The organism is Paenibacillus phytohabitans, from assembly GCF_013141775.1.
Lineage (GTDB): Bacteria > Bacillota > Bacilli > Paenibacillales > Paenibacillaceae > Paenibacillus_AQ > Paenibacillus_AQ phytohabitans.
In genome coordinates this window covers 252,100-270,355 of the sequence record NZ_WHOB01000069.1, presented here as the reverse complement: position 1 = coordinate 270,355, position 18,256 = coordinate 252,100, and the positions used below count along the sequence as shown (strand labels likewise).

Here is an 18,256-nt window from a genome sequence, read left to right as displayed (position 1 = left end):
AGTTATAACCGGCAGGGAATTGAAATCTGCACACAGGTGCCGATTCCGGAGCGGCTGGCGATCAGCACTCCATATTCACTGCCGCCATGCAGCTTAATCCGGGAATCTACATTACGGATGCCGTAGCCGATCCGGGTCCCCTCAGGGGCCAGAATCTGCCGGATGGTATCCGCATTCATGCCTACCCCATTGTCTATAATCTTGAATATGATGCTGTCCTCCCTCTTCTCTGCGACCAGCCGGATTCCGATGGTGCTGCCGAACCAGGCATGCTCCAGCACATTCTCAATCATCGGCTGCAGAATCAGCTTCACCGTCGCATACTCCAGCACACCGGGATCAATATCGTAATATACCGACATCCGCTCCCCGTATTTGATGCCCTGAATGGCAATATAAGCCTTGGCATGCTCGATTTCATTGCCCACGGTTGTAATAATTCCGCCCCGGTTCAAAGACAACCGGTAGAACTTGGCCAGCTCCTGAACGAGGGTGTGCAGCTTCTGAATATCTCCGAACTGGGCCAGACGATTGATCGAGGAGAGTGTATTGTAGAGGAAATGCGGATTGATCTGCGCCTGCAGCGATTCCAGCTCCGCTTCTTTTTTCTGAAGATTGGCGACATAATTCTTGTGAATCAGCTCTTCGATATTGCTGCCCATCCGGTTGAAGGCTACGGCAATCTGTGCCAGCTCGTCATTGCCCTTATACTTAATTCTCTTGTGAAAGTCTCCATCGTGAAAAGCGTTCAGTGATCCGACGATCTTCTGAATCCGCCGGGAGAAATAGCTGGATACTCCGATGCCGAGACAGGCCAGAACCAGTGCGCTGGCCAGACAGACCAGCAGTGTCATTCTCCGCACTTCGCTTGCACTTTCATCGAACAGGCTGTTCGGAATATAGGCTTGCAGCTCCCAGCCGATGCCTTCCAGCGGCTCTCTCAGTTGCAGCAGGTTGCCGGCGGATTGCAGGCTGGCGGCTTCCGCACCCTCCGGTGAAGACTCCAGCACCACCCTGCCGCTCCCGTCAGTCACCATAAGAGTGGCATACTCGCCGATCTTGCGGTAATCCACCGAATCCAGCAGATCCCGCATCTGCACCGTTACCCGGATCAGACCGATGCTCCGCTGCTTCTGGATATCATCCATCCGCTGGATCAGTGAGATATTGCTGTTCTCTTCATCGCGCAGAATCTGACGCCATTGACCGGCACCCGTTTTAGCTTCCGGCGCCACGAGGTCATGATACCAGTCTTCTCCCCGGATTCTCTGCAGATGAAAGATCTCATACCGCTTGGTCGAGAGCAGCGGATTGGGTCCAATCTCGCTGTAGTATAGTTCAGGAATAGAATCATTCTCCAGGTACAGGGATAACCCGACATTGCTTGCCGTGTAATTAAGCAGATTCTCAAGCGTAGGCATGAGAGTCTTAGTCATCGTCTCATAGCTGTACCAGCCTTGCTCATAACGCCGCAGTGCACTTTGCAGATTGAAGTTGTAATAGAGAGTGCTGGAGATACGTTCAATATTATCCGTACGGTAGGTGATGTTATCCCGCATTTGCTGCAGTGTGCCTTGTATATTCTCCCTCGTCTTCTGTTTGAGCGAGTTCACGGAATGACTGTAAGCAAACAAGCCCACTGTACCCACAGCTAGCAGCAGGCAGACCACATAAGGGAGAATCAGCTTGTATCCGTAAGGCATACTCCATCTGCGCCGCATATTACAGATGTCTCCTGTAATCGCCCGGGCTGACACCGTAATAATCCTTGAATTGCTTGCTGAAATGGGACAGATTCTTATAGCCGACCCGCTGGGCAGCTTCATAAACCTTGAGCTTCGGGTCACCAAGCAGCAGCTTCACACGTTCCAGCCGTCTTAAGGAGACATAGTCGGAGAAATAGATTCCCTTCTCTTCGTAGAAAATCTGACCCAGATGATTAGGCGAGAAGGAGAAATGATTGGCAGCATCCCGCAGCATCACGTTGTGCTCTAGACGTTCCTCTATATAAGCTTCAATCTCCTGCACGAGCTTGCGTTTCTTGCCCTGTCGTTTGCGCTGCAAATGCTCCGACAGCTCAAACATACGGCGGCGCAGCCAGGATTTCATATCCTGGGTAGTCTCGAAATGATAGAGAATGCTCAGATGCTTCCGGTCCAGTCCGAGCACCTCGTAGAAGTCCTCATTAATCGTATGCAAATAAGCATCGAGCTTCGACACCACATGCAGAAACAGCTGATAGATCTCCAGCTTGGTCTCCATATGCCCTACCCACACGAACAGCTCTTCATTACAATCGTCGATGGCAACCAGCCGGTAAGAGGACATGGCCTGAAACAAGGCCTGGAGAATATCGTCAAGATCCTTAGCTTCAGCCGTAACCGGCCCTCTGGCATCCGTGTGCAGTATCAGCTTGCCTTTGCCCAGGAACAGCTTCAATCCAAGGGCTTCCTTGGCCCGCTGAAAGGAGTAATGCAGCTCCTTCAGACTGTTCACCAGCGGTCCGGCTCCTATGGTCACTGTCAGCGGAGTTCCGCTGACCGCATGATGAATGAATTCCCTTAGCCGTCCATGGTCAACACGTTCTTCAAGGATTAGAGCAAAATGGAACTGATCCAGTCTGCAGACCTGAATCCGTTCCATCGCACAGAACTGTTCAACCGACAGGCTCAGCTGCCGCTCTATTGCCGCTTGGGCCTCCTCACTATAGCCGTTCAGCTTCCAGGCCAGGTCATCCGGTTCCAGCAGAGCGGTGTACAGGCGGGATCTTTGCCAAGCAATCCCCATGCGCTGAAGCAGCGGCAATACCCGGTCCTCATCCGGTGTTCCATCGAGAAGCTGCATGAACAGCTCACGCTTCAGCAGGGGTTCCGACTCCGAGAAATAATGCTCCAGATGGCTATGCGCCCGTTCCTTGTTCAAGGCCTCCTTCACATCAATCAACGTCCGCCGCATATCCTCATCGTCCACAGGCTTCAGAACATAACCGCAGGCACTCATGGAAATGGCCTGCTTGGCATACTGGAAATCCTCATAGCCGCTGACAAAAACTATCTTCAGCTTCGGATTCAGCTCAAGTGCTCTGCGGGCAAGCTCCATCCCGGTCATAATCGGCATCTTGATATCCGTGACGACAATATCCACCTGCTGCGCTTCCAGCACTTCAAGCGCCTCGAAGCCGCTGCTTGCGGCTGCACACACTTCCATGTCCATGTCTTCCCAGTTCATGAAGTATTGCAGACCCTTCAGATCCAGCAGCTCATCGTCAACCAGCAGCACCTTATACATTCCATCCCCTCCTTCGGACCCGCTTGCTGCCAAGGCGCAAGAGCGGAGGTTATCCCCATAAGGCGGAAGGCAGCCCCTTCCCAAATAATGGGGTATACTTGGCTTCAGTATACCCCACGCCCCAGGCAGACTCTATTGTTATTTCATCTTGCTGAGGTTGTTCTGCCATCTTTCCGTCTGGTATGCCAGCAGCTTGCCGTAACCCGCTTTTGAGGCGTCTTCATTCGCTTGGTTAATCAGGCTCAGCACCTCTTCATCACTCTTTGCATACAGCGTCTTAGCAAAAGCCTCCTGATAGATATCGTTAACGGCAGTAGCAATGGTTCCTTCTTCCGAATCCGGAAGCGGATCAAGGTTCACGAATTCCGTGAAGTTCCGGGAAGTCTTCCAGGTCACTTTCTGCTGGGCCAGCGTCGTCCAATTCTGCTTGTCAGCCGGCAGCTGCGCATCCATCTTGGCTTTGGTCTGATCGATGAATGTCGTGTTGCCTACCCAGTTGAAGCGGCCGATTCTTTCCTTGTCTTTCCCTGCCTGCTCTGTGCTAAGTCCCCCGGCATTCAGAATCGGTACTCCGTCTGCGTCAGTCTCATCCCAGTAGAGCCCCTTACGTCCGAAGTTGATAATCCGCTGGCCCTCCTCCCCGGTCAACCAGTCCAGGTATGAGAAGATCGCTTCAGGGTCCTTGGCATTCTTCGTAATCACGAGCACATTCCAGCCGAGGGAATTGTAATTATTCGGAGTGATTTTGGCGGCATCCAGGCCGGCTTTGTGGACCGGCCAGATGATCTCGTAGCCCGCTTCCGGATCGGTTGCCTTCAGGGCACCGTCCGCTCCCCGGCCCGGATTGACCACATCGCCATCCACGTATACCGCGACGCGGCCTGTTTTCAGCTTTTCGTTAATCTGGTCGCCGGTCTGCGTGAATACATCCTGTGAAATCAGCTTGTCGCGGAACAGCTTGCTGGCATACTGCATATTCTCAATGAAAATCGGATCTTCAAAGATCGGCTTCAGTTCATCGCCCACAGGATTAGCTCTCGTCAGATATGGTTTGTTCTCCGCCCATCCGCCATACATGGTATCAATGCCCCGGCCTTTGGCTCCAACCTCGAGGGGAACAACATCACTGTACTTCTCCTTCACCAGCTTCAGATAGGCATACAGATCATCGAAGGTTTCCAGCTTAGGCGAGCCCAGCTCTTTATAAATTTTCTTATTGATGATCCATCCGCCGTTGCCGTTGGGGCTTGAGGTATACCAGTTCGGGAACTGGTACAGCTTGCCGTCGTCTGAGCGGAGCATACCAAGTGTGGCTTCCCCGGCGTTATTCTTAAGATTCGGATATTTGTCGAGATAATCATCCAGTGCCACCAGCATTCCGCCTTGCCGCAGACGCTCGACACTTGCACCGCGGTCCGTCATAATAACATCCGGCAGACTGCCTGAAGCAATCATGGTGCTGAACTTCGTCTCGGCAGCGCCGCTTGACTGAACGGGAGTCATGTTGACCTTCAGGGTATCGGCAATCCAGCGTGTGGTTGAGTCGGCGCCCCACTGCTCCGTAGTATCCCAGTCATAATTGCTGTAATAGCTGAAGGTTACCGGCTTCACTGTGCTTACTGCGTCTGTGGAAGGCTCCGTGGATGCGGGTACCGCTGTTTCCGCTGCAGCAGTGGCTGCCGCCGGTTCTTTACCGGGTTCTGCCGTACTCTGAACTGCCGCGTTATTCCCTCCGCCGCACCCGGCCATCAGCAGCACCGTGCATAATACAACCGTCATTTGTGTCCATCGTTTGGTCATCCGTTTCAAATTAAGTAACCCCTCTCTACATGTGAGTTCAAGAAATCTGCGCTACTCTTTCAAGGAACCGATGAGTACCCCTTTGACAAAATATTTTTGCAGAAACGGATACACCATAATGATCGGCAGCGTTGCCACCATAGTGGTAGCCATAATCAGCGACTTGGTGGTGACAGACTGCACCAGAGCCAGACGGTCCTGGGCTGCTGCATTGCCGACGGACTGAAGCTGATCGGTCACAATGTTAGAATTCAGGATCTGCTTCAGCAGCGTCTGGATCGGAATTAGGCTCGGGTCGTTAATATAAATGCTGGCTGAGAACCAGTCATTCCAGTGATAGACGGCGGTAAAAAGGGAAAGTGTGGCCACGACGGGACCTGATATAGGCAGGACGATGCGGATCAGCACACCGATATGGTTGCAGCCGTCAATCCGTGCCGACTCCGCCAGTCCCGCCGGCAGGCCAAGAAAGAAGGTCCGAAAAATAATCATATTATATACACTGATTAACCCGGGAATAACGAGAACCCAAAAGGTGTCCATCATGCCAAACTCCCGCAGCAGCAGAAAGGTAGGAATTAAGCCGCCGCTGAAATACATTGTAATAATGCAGAAGACCATATAGAACCTGCGCCCGATCAGCTCATGACGCGATAGCCCGTAAGCCAGGATAGCTGTGAACAGCACGGACAGGATCGTTCCGGTCAGCGTTCTCAGAATGGATATCATGAACGCCTGCCCGATCCGGCTGTCCTGAAAGACAACCTCATAGTTATCAAACGTTGGGACCCGGGGCCAGAACGTGATGCCGCCCAGCGATGTATCCGAGCCCATATTGAAGGAGATAACCAAGGAGTTCCAGAAGGGATACAGGGTGACGAAGCCCAGCAGGATCAGAACGATATAAATGAACAGCTGCAGCACTTTATCCCCCGTTGACAGCTTCATCATAACCTGTAACCCCTTTCCCCGCAGCGTCTGATTTCATGAACATTTCTGCATCTATACCGCTTTGAGGCAGCTTCGCTCACCATAGGCTGGAGCCCATTTTTCTGGCTGCCTTATTGGCCAGTGCCAGCAGTGTTACACTGACAACTGCCTTGAACAACCCTGCTGCTGCCGCGTATGAGAAGCGGTTATTCAGAATCCCCATCCGGTACACATAGGTATCGATCACATCCGACACATCACGGAGAATCGGATTCGTGGCCAGAATGAGAATATCTTCAAACCCGGCGTTAAGAATATTGCCCACTGCCAGAATCATGAAGATGATAATGACGGGCCGGATACAAGGCAGTGTGATCAGCTGGATCTGCTTGAATCTCCCCGCCCCGTCGATGGAAGCGGCTTCATACAGATGCGGATCAATTCCGGCAATGGCAGCCAGATAGACAATGGCGGCAAACCCCATCTCCTTCCACATCCCCGTACCTACGAGAATGCCCCAGAAATATTCAGGCACAGACAGAAAGCTGATCGGTTCAGATGTCAGATTCAGGCTCATCAGCAGCATGTTAACGCTTCCATTATCAGTCGACAGCATCGAGCCTACGAAACCGCCGACGATCACCCACGAGAGAAAATGCGGCAGATAGCTGACGGTCTGCACGACCCGCTTGAACATTATACTCCGGACTTCATTCAGCATCAGTGCCAGCAGTATCGGTGCCGGGAAGCCGAAGCAGAGCTTCAGCAGACTGATCACCATCGTGTTGCGCATGACTCTCCAGAAGTCCGGGGAATTGAAGAAAGCCTCGAAATGCTTCAGCCCCACCCATGGACTGTGTAAGAATCCGCCGAACAGCTGATAATCCTGGAAAGCCATTAGAACTCCGTACATGGGCAGGTAACTGAAGATGAAAATGAAGATCATAGCCGGCACAACCATCAGTTGAAGATCCCACTGCCTGATCCAGCCGGTCCACCAGGATACCCGGCTCCCTTCCTTACGGATATGCAATCTCCGCTCGATTTCCACATTGGTCATCCTTCCTGTTTCTTTGCTTTACACCTTCATTCTATGATCTCCAGGAAGGAGCTACCAGTAGCGCAGACAACGAAAACTGTGGTCCAGCAACGGAGATTTTTTCCGGATCACTCCGGCTGGTTTGAGTTAGTTACAGTGGGCTTATTCTTCCTCCACCGGTAATTTGATAGCTTTTACATCGTCTATATACAGTGTTCCGCTGCCCTGTGTCCCGCTGCCTTGGGCAATATAGAATGCGAACTCTTTAATGGAACCCAGATCGATGACGCCGTTGCCGCCGGTAGACCAGCCGGGCCGCAGGAATTCGGTAAAAGGAATGCTAACAAGCACTGGCGTTGTGCCTTGAACCGGAATACTCGCTTCCCATACCTCACCGTTTGTCTCATGAAACTGAACCGCAAGCTGCCGGTTCGAGCCATCCGGCTGCAGCCAGAAGGAGATGGCTTCCATCCCTGGCCATTCCTTGCCCATGCTGCGGTATAACCCCGCATAGCCGGGATTTCCTACCGTATAGTCCAGCTTAAGCCCGTAGGTACCGCTGTTCAGATGGTAAGTGTCCAGCGTGACCGTTGCCAGGTTCCCGGAGACATTCCGCTGCCATTTGGCACGCAGGCTGCTGTTCGAGCTGCCATACTGCTCGAAATCATCAATGAGATAACTGTCCGCAGGCGGCGGCACATACGGGCCGTTTCCTGTTTCGCCGTTATGGAGCGAACGCGGATTGCTATAGAGCGCTTGAATGGCACTGAGTGAATTTTTGTCGGTCAAATATTGCGACCAGGTCATGAAATACGCATACCGGGGCTGCTTCTCCATCAGCATATCCATGTCCGGCAGCTCCCCGTTCTCCCCGATAGCAATCGGTCTGCCGCCGCTAAGCTGCACAAGCTTGTTATAATACGTATCCCGGTAATCGTTGTTATAGATATCCATCGCCAGCACATCTACGGCATCATGACCGGGATAATAAGGAGCCGAATCATAGGCCCATGAGCTCTCGGCATTCGGGCTCCATACCCAGATCAGATTATCCAGACCATGCAGATGGGTGAAACGGTCATACATATTGTCCCACAGCTGCCTGAACAGCTCCGGCCGCGCGCCCCACCAGAAGAATTCGGCATTCATCTCATGATACGGCCGCCACAGCACAGGAATTTCTTCGTCTCTCAGCTGGGCAAGATATTCTGCAACTTCATCCACTTGAGCGGCCCACTGATTGTAGAGTGCAGTCCCCGGAGTAACAATCTCCGTCATCTGAGCTGCCGTTACATCTCCTGTGACACTTTCCCACCCGGCGGTGGCAGAATCCATTGGACGGGGCTCGTGGTACGTCAGGGTAATGATGCTGCCCGCATGACCTTGGGCAATCGCCTCGTCAATCATGCCCTGGCGCAGGGCGCTGAAATCCCCGCCGGTATAATAGGCGAAATCCGAACCCCAGATCGCCGGATAATATCCGGTCAATTCTGCTGCCGTATCATACCAAAGGGATGGCGCTTCGTAATAGTTATGCTGCCCCGTGTACACAGCATTGCCGACCGTGGCATAGAGCCGGTCCAGAAGTGCTGCTGCTTCCTCCGACGCTCCAGGATTCACCGGGAACATCTTGCCGGTAGTGAGCTCCAGTGAACTCGCCGCTGACACTGCCGTCCCTTCGCTGACCGCTGTCACCTTCACCTCATAGAGACTCTCAGGTGACAGACCTTCCAGCTTATAGGCATACAAGGATTGGCCAGGAACATAAGGCACCGTTATACTGCTCCATTCAGTATCCGCCGTCTTTTTGAAGGTAATGCTATAATTCTTCACACCAAAAGGACCCGTAGCCGCCAGCCACTCCAGATCTGCGGACACACCATCAGCAAGGTTCACGGTAAACCCTGCTGGCGCCCCAGGTGCAAGGTCCTCTGGAAGCTCCGGCAGCTTGCCGATATATACCTGATCCAGGAATTGATCCGTCCCTGTCTGATTCATTGCTGTCAGCTGTATATATTCGGTGGTACCTGTTGTCCGCAGCTGATTCTCCGAGCGTGCCCATACCGAAGCAGTATTTGTGATCAGCGGATGCTCAGTTTCAGAGGATTCCTGATAGACACTGAGGCTTACGGTAGATGCTTGCGGGGGTACAGCTGCTGACCTGGTCCAGTAGGAAACCAGATAAGAGTCTTCCCCGTCCACAGGAATCTCCTCGCTTCTGATTGCCGAATTGCCCGTCAGGCGCGCCGCATATTGTCCAGCGTATGTTCCGTAGGTTGTTGTCTGCACTGTTCCCGTTTCGGTCCACGGGCTGATCGAAGCTGTTTCGAAACCGCCGTTAGTGAGCAGATTCACGCCCGGTGTCGCCTCCATCCCCATCACAGCACCGGAAGTATTGCCGGCCGTATCTCTGGAACGCAGCATAATGGCATACACAGAGAATGGATCAAGATTCTGCAAAGTATAGGTGTATGATGTGACGGTCTCCTGATGGGGAACCGATAAGGTATTCCAGCCGGAGTCTTCTGTTTTTTTGTAGGACAGCTGGTAAGATTCGACCGCCATATCATCTGTAGAGCCCGCCCAGGTCAGCTTAAGTGAATCCGTCTCATGCTCGGCTGTCCAGGTTCCGGGAGTTGACGGCCGTTCAATATCTACATTCTCCCGGATCACCGCATCGTCAATGTAGTAATCTTTGCTGGTGCTGTTCCAGAAAGAGAAGCGGATATACTGCACCCCGGGAGCCGGTGTGTACAGCAGCTGCTTATACTCCCACTGGGTCGAACCGGAGAAATAGAGATATTGCTTCGTCTGCTGACTGCCGAAGGCATCCAGATCGATCGCCGCACTCGTCACTCCCGTTCCTGCGAATTTGACCCACAAGCCTACCCTGTAGGTTTTACCTTCCTGCACTGCTACGGACGCAGATGCCCCGCCTGTATTCCGCTTTACCTGAAGACTCTTCGCGCCACCATGCTTCTCGGCGGTTGTCACCACCGGACTCCCCCATTTCTCCCACGACACATCTCCCGCTTCGAAGCCGGGATTTCCAAGCAGATTCTCCCCTGCCGAATAAGATACCGCTGGCGGCAGGAGAATTGATGCAACAAACAGAGCGAGGGCCAGGCAACCATGCAACCATTTTTTGCTCGTTCGTGCAGCCACTTTGTTCAGTCCTCCATTTGAATAGAGCCGGATTATATTCGATGATTACATCGTCCGGCTCATCAAATGTAAGCGTTTTCCTTGAGACTCAACAAGAACCCGCAGCAACGAAAACTGTGTTTCAGCAATGACAACGCAGTTAAAAAGCAGCAATACCCGCTACAGGCTGATTGTCCCGCGAAAAGCACCGTTGCCGCAGGTGACGGCAAGCACTTGTCTGACCTCACAATCAAGCGCAATCCCCTTCCAGCGGACAGCTCCAAGCGGGGCATGCTCCCACTCCTCCCAGGTATCTCCGCCATCCCGGCTCCAGGCCATTTCAGATTCTGTGGAGGTCCGGACCATCGGTTCGCTGGCCGAAATCAGCACATCCTCTCCGTGTTCACCCCGCCCAACACAGAGTGCTGATACATTGAAGAGCTTGCCGGCCATAACCGGAAACAGCTTGTGCCAGCTCTGTCCGCCGTCACTGCTGCGCCATAGCCCTTCCGAAATAAACCCCGCATAGATTGTCCCCGGACAGGAGGGAGAGTACGCCACTGCGCTCAGTATTGAAGCCGGGCCACCATGCTGAAAAGGAAGCCCTTCTCCTATGAAATCCCAGGTGTCCCCATGGTCTGAGGATTGCCAAATCCCCTCCGTGGCTTCTCCGGCAATTAGCTGTCCTGCCTGATGCGGATTCGTATCCATGAGCTGGTTGGACCCGCAGGCATTCTTGACCTGATAGACTACAACGGACAGCAGTTCGGCTTCAATCCAGCGCTTCTGATACGGAAGTGTCTGCACATAAGCCGGAGGCCGAAAAGCTGTGCGGTCCCATGAAGTGCCGCCGTCCCGCGACCGGTAGATTCCTGCGCCTGCACTGACTGCCCCGTCCACATAGGCATAATAGGTGCCCGGCTGATTGCCGTCCTCACGCAAAGCCTGCACGAATAACCCGGGACCCAGTGTTAGAGCTGCCCGGGCACGGTCTTCACCATCGCGGTATACAGCTATACAGGCTGTACGACCGTGGCCGATGAGGCCGTACAGATACAATCCCGGATCTGCAGCGGAAATAACAGCCGCAGAGCTTCCGGAATAGCCGGACAGTCCGGGCAGATTGCGGAAGGAGAGACCGCCATCCTCGGTCACCTTCGGAGAATGGTCCGCCATGGTGACACAGAACTTGCCGGGCTGCAGCTTATCTGCTACCACCGCTTCCATGCAGGTGGTCTCAAGCCCCCGGAACTGCCCGGCCCGCCAGGTCATTCCGCCATCCCCGCTGTAGGCTACCCCATACCAGTTGCAGAGATAGAGGCGGCCTGGTGTGAACCGGTCTACGATAATCTTGGAGATCGCCCAGCCGGCAGCTGAAGCCCGTGAACCTCCGTTAAAGCTGTCCATGTATGCCGGAAAGCCGCTTAAATCATTATCATTGTGATGATGCAGCAGCTTCCACCGCTCCGCGCCATCGTCTGAAACATACAGCGGTATCGGCGGAATGTCCTGCATCTGCGGGCGCAGATCAGGTGCTGTATACCAGCGATCCGGGACATGCCAATCCTGGATAAGGGTCCCGTACCGCTGCTTCCCAATCAGCAGACCTTCTCCGGCAGACTGCCAGGTCTGCCCTCCGTCTGCACTGCTCTTGATGCCGCCCCAGATGCAGGCGGCCAGCAGCCGCTGCGGGTCCCGGCTGTCGAATGACAGCCCGGCAAAGCTGGGACCTTCAACCAGCAGCTCCCACGATTGTCCCGAGTCACGGCTGAGATACATCCTGCCCGCCTTCCCCCGCGGGCGGTCCTGCAGCAGCCCTAGTATGCCGTACTCCCCCGGATCGGCATAATCCATATTCAGCTCCTCATCACTGATCGTTCCGGCATATAACATACCCGGCTGATCCGGGTGAAAAGCTACACACCCGAAACGCTCCTCTGGAAGGCTGCTCTGCTCCCAGCTCTCTCCTTCATCCCTGCTGATCCAGAGTCCGCCGGTATACCCGCCGGCCGCTATAATTCCGGGATGAACGGGATCTACGGCAATGACCTCCCCGTACATCCGGGTCGGCCCGTTGCCGTAGAAGCCCATCCCGCTGCAAACCTCATACCAGCTGTTCCCGCCATCTGCTGATTTATGCACCGCACCGTAGAAGGTCCGGCTCCTCACTTCGCCGCAGCAGCGGAACATCACCTCCGGGTGATGACAGCTAATGGCAAAGCTCTGCACCTGGTGATGGTAAGCCTGGGTCAGCCCCCGGTTAAGGGTCTCCCAGCTCTCCCCGCCATCCCTGCTGCGGAAGACGCCCGCCACATCACAGCGGGCATATAATACACGGTTGTCCGCCGGATGCTGCAGCAGGCCGGTAATATATCCGCCTCCGCCCAGCCCCGCCGGCAGCAAGACACCAGGCAGATTCAATGAATTTTCCATGTCAGCTTCTCCCCTCGCTCCAGTTCCTCTAAGCATAACTCGGAGCTGCGCAGAGCGGCATCCCCGGTAGCAACGATATCTACCGCTGAACAAAGAATGTGAATCGCAGTACAAAGCTGCTGCTTCTTTTCCAAATTCATAATTGCCTAATTAAGGACAAAGTTACCTTACAAAACTCCATTCAGACTTATTCCGTAGCAGCATCCTGGGAAGCACATTGTGTTCGGTTTTTCGCATACATCTGGCCCGGTTACCTTCACAGAAGCACATTGTGTTCGGTTTTTCGCATACATCGCCCCGGGCAGGTGTTTCATTAAACTAACGGGCAGGTTAGTGGAAGAAATAACAATTGGGTGTGACTGGGAAAGTTGGCGAGGATATAAAAAAAGACACCGAAGTGTCTTATGTGCTTTCAAATCAAGCTCACCGATAGATTGGAATTTCATGCTCTCTTAATTCGATATCCAACAACCATTATCTCATTAACTCAGTACATCTTTACTCGGTACAAAAAAATTAATTCGTCTTCGTAATTAAAAGGAAGTATGCTGAGTACAGCGACTCTTATGACGATATCCAGGAGGAATGTCTCATATTCCAAAAAATCAGAAACCTATTCAAGACTCGACGTCTTAGACATGAACTAGAATTACTCAAACCAATATATGTAATTTTGCATGAAACTAAAGAAATCCTTGAAGATCATTGGCAAGCAATGACAGAAGCCTATGAATCGTTATCAGAAGAAGATATTCAAAGTATTTTAGCCTATACTAAAAAGAAACTAAATGAATTATCAAATTATTTCAATACCATTAAGTTCAATAAACGGTCAAAGGATGTTTTATTCTTCTATACGGACTATGTAGATCTTTTATTGAAATATCACAAGAATAAATTTGATATGAGGTATCACCTGCAATACATGTTTTTATATAGTGAATTATTATTAGGATCGCAAAGATATATAACGATTAAGAATAATTTAAGAGAAATTGAAGGGGAGTTCAAAGTAGACGATTCATAAAGCTAACTGGGAACATTAACTCAATAACAGAAGGCAGCCGATCAACATGGTCAGCTGCCTCTGTTCAACGAACGGGCAGTTTAACTCAATAAAAAAACAGACTCCTCAATTAGAAGTAAAGGTATTGGAAAGGAATTAGAGGTATAGGAAAAGAATTAGAGGAATTCGCCTCTGCCTCGGCCAGAAAAAGAGGATGAATTAGAAATGATCCAGTCCATTGTACATATTGCTTTGGTGGTTAAAGATTATGATGAAGCGATAGAATTTAATACAAGAAAGTTGAATTTCACCTTAGTTGAAGATATCTATCAGCCAGAGCAAGATAAAAGATGGGTAGTAATTTTTGGAGAGATTATAATGAAATGGTTCTCAGGGGAATAGAATTTATTAGAGAGCCCAAAGAACAAACTTATGGAACAGTTGCTGTATTTAAAGATTTATACGGAAATTTGTGGGACCTACTGGAATTGAATGAAGATCATCCGACTTCCAAACTGACAAAAAAACCGAACCCCGTCTCCGGGATTCAGTCTCAACGATCCACTCAAATCATAACCTAGGCTTGAACCAGCACGCCATCCTCCAGATGAAGCACACGGTCGCACCACTCCAGCATGCGGTCATCGTGGGTTACCATAACGGCTGCCTTGCCTTCGCTCCGCACCTCGTCAGCGATCATCCGCACTACTTCTCTGCCGCGGCTGTAATCCAGACTCGCTGTCGGCTCATCTGCGAACAGGATAGCCGGTTTGTTCATCCACGCCCGGGCAATGGCCACACGCTGCTTCTCACCGCCGGACAGCTGCTCGGGATACTGATTGCGCCGCTCCCAGATTTCCAGACGCTTCAGCAGACAGGTTGCCCGAACCTTGGCTTCCTTCGTGGTGAGCTTGGCCAGCTTGGCAACATAGAGCAGCTGTTCCTCCACCTTCAGGAAAGGCAGCAGCTGTGCGCTCTGGAACATGAAGCCGATCTTTTGCAGCCTCAGCTCCGTCAAAGCCCCTTTGTCTTTGTCACGCAGCGATTCGCCATCGATGAAGATTTCCCCGCTTGTCGGGGTGAGCAGAGCACCGGCGGCAGAGAGAAAAGTGCTTTTGCCGGACCCCGAAGGCCCCAGTACTGCTACGAATTCACCCTCGTTCACCGTAAAATCCAGGTTATTCAAAACAGTCATGGCCCCGTCTCCGTCCCCGTAGGTTTTGGTCACTTGCTTCATGATTAATTTGGCACTCATGCTCCAGTCCTCCCTATCGCTTCCAAGGCATCCACCTTGGCTACTCTTGCTACAGAAATCAGTGAACCCAGCAGCGACATTCCGATGAACAGCAGGCTGGTCAGAATCATCGTCTGCCCGTCCAGCTGAAACGGCATCGTATCCGGCAGACCCATATTCATTCCGAACGTGAGCAGGAGGCTCAGTGCCAGACTGGCTACGGACAGAATCAGGACTTGGCCGACTACGCTCCAGGCTAAATAGGACATTTTGGTACCCATCGCCTTAAGAATACCGAACTGGCTGGTCTTCTGGATCGTGATGACGTAGAAGAATACAGCAAGTACAACTGCAGCAATAACGAACAGGAAGGCTATCATCATGAGTAGTGAATTCTGCTCAGCGGCATATCCGGGAACACTGGAAATCGCCTGTTTCTGGGTAATGACCTCTACCGATTGCTGTTGTGCGGCAATTTCAGAGGCTTGTGCAGAAGATACTTTTAGCGCGATAACGTTGTAAGGAGCATTGCCTGTGCTGTCTGTGCTGTCTGTGCTGTCTGTGCTGTCTGAGCTGCCGCCCTGCACCGCACCTTGCTTCATGGCCTGCCAATCCAGCTGGTTAATATATACCACCGGAGTGTGGCTGTATGAGCTGTCTTTCACAAAACCGCTAACCGTCCAGCTCATGCCTGTTGCCTGATCACTTATTGTACTGCCGATCGTGACACCGGACTCTTCCAGCTTCGAATCTACCACGGCACTACCTTGAACTTCATTGGTGATTCCAGCACCTTCCGTCACTTCAGGAGCCAGCATCCCCGCCATATCTATGGCAAAAAAAGTAATGTCCGCCTTCACATCCGCATCGGCAGCAGTAATAGTACTGGTCTGCACTCCAAGCGGAGTTGCCTTCGCCTCCCCGGCTACCGCACGGGCTGCTGCAAGCTCTGATTCGCCTAACTGTGAACGTCTAAACGTATGGTCAGCGTCGCTCTGCACGACAAAATAATTCGCAGGCATATTCTCCAGTGCCGAGATATTCGCATAGGCAAGTCCTCTGGCCAATCCCGTTACGAACAGAACCAGAAACGAAACCAGCAGCATAATCACCATTATGAGGCTGTAGCGTGCTTTGGAATGCCTCATCTCCCGTAATGCCAAAAACATATAACCACTCCTTCTAATCTGTATATCCACAGTTTAGAGGATGAAAATGAACGGAGTATGAATAAAGAATTACATTATACAGATTGAACTATAGTTCATCTGTTATTAAACGTCTGCTCAATCTGTATTATGGCAGGGCAGGGAGACAGTAAAGGTAGTCCCTTCTCCAACCGTACTTGCCACCTCGATCGTACCGTTATGCGCCTGGATAATCTTTTGTGCAATGGCCAGTCCCAGCCCGCTGCTGTTGCTGTCACGGGTGCGCGCCTGATCGACTTTGTAGAACCGGTCGAAGATCATCGGCAGTTGCTCCGCAGGAATACCTTCACCGTTGTCCCCCACCGTTACGGTGCAGGTATGATCGTCTGCACGTGCTGCAATACTGATTGTGCCGCCCGCCGGAGTGTACTTCACGGCATTCGAAACCAGATTCATCCATACCTGATAGAGCAGGTTTGGGTCGCCTTCCAGTGTAATGTCAGCTACGTGCAGCCGGACTGCAAGCTCCTTCTCTGTAAGATGCCATTCCATAATCTGCATGACCTGGCGGAGCTGGGCACGGAGGTCGAAGCTTCGTTTCTGCAGGGCATGTTCTTCATAGTCGAGTGAGGATAACGTGAGCAGCTGCTTGCTGAGCACCGATAGCCGGCGGCTCTCTTCATCTATAATCGACAGGTACTCCAGCCTTTGGGGTTCGGGCAGCGCACCGTCTTTGAGCGCATGGGCAAAACCCTGGATGGACGTCAGCGGGGATTCAATTTCATGCGAGACATTGGCGACAAATTCCTGACGCGCCCGGTTCGTCCGTTCCAACTCCCGGCTCATCGTCATGAAATGGGAGGCCAGCTGGCCGATTTCATCGCGCCGGGCGGTATATAATTTGATGTCGTACCTGCCTTTGGATATTTTGAGCGTAGCCTCGGTTAACCGCGTTATGGGCTTCACCACATGGAATACCGTAATGAGCATGAACCACAGGCTGAATAAGATAATGACGCCAATCAGCACGGCAAAAAAGATCCGCAGCTCCCCAAACTGCACCTCAGCATCCGGACGCATGAACAACGCATAAGTCTGTCCGGTGATCTGAACAGGAACACCAATCGAATTGCTGAGCTGATTATCGAAGAAGCCGGTGATAAATGCTGAGCTGGGGAAATTACCGACTCCGTGGTAAATTCCCCCCGCCAGCACCTTTTGCAGCGCTCCCTCCTGCAGGTCATTTTTGCGGAAAGGCAGGCCGTAGAATTGTTCATCGCCGTTGTCATTGGACAGATACATCTTGTACCCTAACGAGGCTGTACTCAGCAGATACTCTTCCGCCGCATCCGGGTGGTCCTGAATGAACTGCTGCAAGCCGATGGCCATTTTGGTCAGCTTGGCATCGTTCTGCGGTTTAATTTTGGCCTGATAATAGAGATTGGAAACCAGGAACCCCAGCACACTGCTGATCACTATGACCGAGCAGAACACAATACTCATTCTTACGTACAGCGATCTCATGTGTTCACCATGTCCACTTTGTAGCCAATCCCGCGTACCGTGCGGATCGTGAAATCATTCTGGTAGTCGCTGAACCGCTGGCGCAGCCGTTTGATATGCACATCCACCGTCCGCTCATCCCCCTCATAATCCGCTCCCCAGACCCGTTCGATCAGCTCACTGCGCGAGAACAGCCGTCCGGGATATTGCGCCAGCTGGGCCAGCAGCTCGAATTCCTTCACCGGCAGCAAAAGCACCTCATTCCCGTCACTGATCTCATAATTCTTACGGTCAATCACCAGTGAGTTCAGGCGGATTTTGTCATCAGAGGCAATCGAATAACGGCGGAACAGTGCCTTAATGCGGAACAGCAGTTCCTCCGGTTCAAAAGGCTTGGTCACATAATCATCCGTCCCGCGCAGATACCCCTGCTCCTTGTCGCTGAGCTGCTGGCGGGCCGTCAGGAGGATCACCGGAATATCGTAAGTTTCCCTTATGTACGAGCATAGCTCCAGGCCATCCATGTGCGGCATCATCACATCCACCACCGCGAGATCCACTGTCTGCTCCTGCATCAGAGTTACCGCTTCCCGGCCGTCGCCGGCTTCCAGGACATGATACCCCTCTCTCGTCAAAACATGCCGCAGCAGCGTGCGGATATGGACATCATCGTCGGCTACTATAATCTTTTTCAACTGTAAGCTCTCCCTCCGGGCTTGCCGAATTCAATG

The 18,256-nt window shown here is 52.2% G+C and carries 11 protein-coding genes and 1 pseudogene; 1 reads left to right on the top strand and 11 read right to left on the bottom strand.

Annotation, left to right across the window (positions count from 1 at the left end):
• Positions 1 to 2 precede the first annotated feature (2 nt).
• The 7 genes from GC101_RS24590 to GC101_RS24560 all read right to left on the bottom strand — a co-directional run bounded on the left by GC101_RS24590 (position 3) and on the right by GC101_RS24560 (position 12,634).
• Positions 3 to 1,721, bottom strand: coding sequence for a cache domain-containing sensor histidine kinase (locus GC101_RS24590; RefSeq protein ID WP_171719405.1), 1,719 nt, complete (start codon positions 1,719 to 1,721; stop codon positions 3 to 5).
• A 1-nt stretch (position 1,722) separates the two neighbouring features.
• Positions 1,723 to 3,288, bottom strand: coding sequence for a response regulator (locus tag GC101_RS24585; protein WP_171719404.1), 1,566 nt, complete (start codon positions 3,286 to 3,288; stop codon positions 1,723 to 1,725).
• Positions 3,289 to 3,426: 138 nt separating this feature from the next.
• Positions 3,427 to 5,088 (bottom strand): extracellular solute-binding protein, encoded by a 1,662-nt coding sequence (locus GC101_RS24580; RefSeq protein WP_171719655.1) that lies wholly within the window; start codon positions 5,086 to 5,088, stop codon positions 3,427 to 3,429.
• A gap of 51 nt (positions 5,089 to 5,139) precedes the next feature.
• Positions 5,140 to 6,039 carry a carbohydrate ABC transporter permease gene (locus GC101_RS24575; protein ID WP_171719403.1) on the bottom strand — a complete coding sequence of 300 codons (900 nt, stop codon included), beginning with the start codon at positions 6,037 to 6,039 and terminating at the stop codon, positions 5,140 to 5,142.
• A 76-nt stretch (positions 6,040 to 6,115) separates the two neighbouring features.
• Positions 6,116 to 6,979 carry an ABC transporter permease gene (locus GC101_RS24570; protein WP_425497161.1) on the bottom strand — a complete coding sequence of 288 codons (864 nt, stop codon included), beginning with the start codon at positions 6,977 to 6,979 and terminating at the stop codon, positions 6,116 to 6,118.
• A 240-nt stretch (positions 6,980 to 7,219) separates the two neighbouring features.
• Positions 7,220 to 10,222, bottom strand: coding sequence for a glycosyl hydrolase (locus tag GC101_RS24565; protein WP_171719401.1), 3,003 nt, complete (start codon positions 10,220 to 10,222; stop codon positions 7,220 to 7,222).
• 159 nt (positions 10,223 to 10,381) lie between these two features.
• Entirely contained in the window at positions 10,382 to 12,634 is a 2,253-nt protein-coding gene (locus GC101_RS24560) for a beta propeller repeat protein (protein ID WP_171719400.1), read from the bottom strand.
• 1,231 nt (positions 12,635 to 13,865) lie between these two features.
• Between GC101_RS24560 and GC101_RS24555 the strand changes: the two are divergent.
• Positions 13,866 to 14,221: pseudogene (locus tag GC101_RS24555) on the top strand (VOC family protein).
• Here the strand turns inward: GC101_RS24555 and GC101_RS24550 are convergent.
• From GC101_RS24550 to GC101_RS24535, 4 genes are all read right to left on the bottom strand, one after another.
• On the bottom strand, positions 14,218 to 14,895 hold the full coding sequence (locus GC101_RS24550) for an ABC transporter ATP-binding protein (protein ID WP_171719399.1): 678 nt from the start codon (positions 14,893 to 14,895) through the stop codon (positions 14,218 to 14,220). The pseudogene GC101_RS24555 and the gene GC101_RS24550 overlap by 4 nt on opposite strands.
• Positions 14,892 to 16,043 carry an ABC transporter permease gene (locus GC101_RS24545; RefSeq protein ID WP_171719398.1) on the bottom strand — a complete coding sequence of 384 codons (1,152 nt, stop codon included), beginning with the start codon at positions 16,041 to 16,043 and terminating at the stop codon, positions 14,892 to 14,894. Before GC101_RS24545 ends, GC101_RS24550 begins: the two co-directional genes overlap by 4 nt.
• A 117-nt stretch (positions 16,044 to 16,160) precedes the next feature.
• Positions 16,161 to 17,546 (bottom strand): sensor histidine kinase, encoded by a 1,386-nt coding sequence (locus GC101_RS24540; protein WP_171719397.1) that lies wholly within the window; start codon positions 17,544 to 17,546, stop codon positions 16,161 to 16,163.
• Positions 17,543 to 18,220, bottom strand: a complete 678-nt coding sequence (locus tag GC101_RS24535; protein WP_039292716.1) for a response regulator transcription factor — start codon at positions 18,218 to 18,220, stop codon at positions 17,543 to 17,545. The genes GC101_RS24540 and GC101_RS24535 overlap by 4 nt, the downstream gene beginning before the upstream one ends.
• Positions 18,221 to 18,256: the final 36 nt, after the last annotated feature.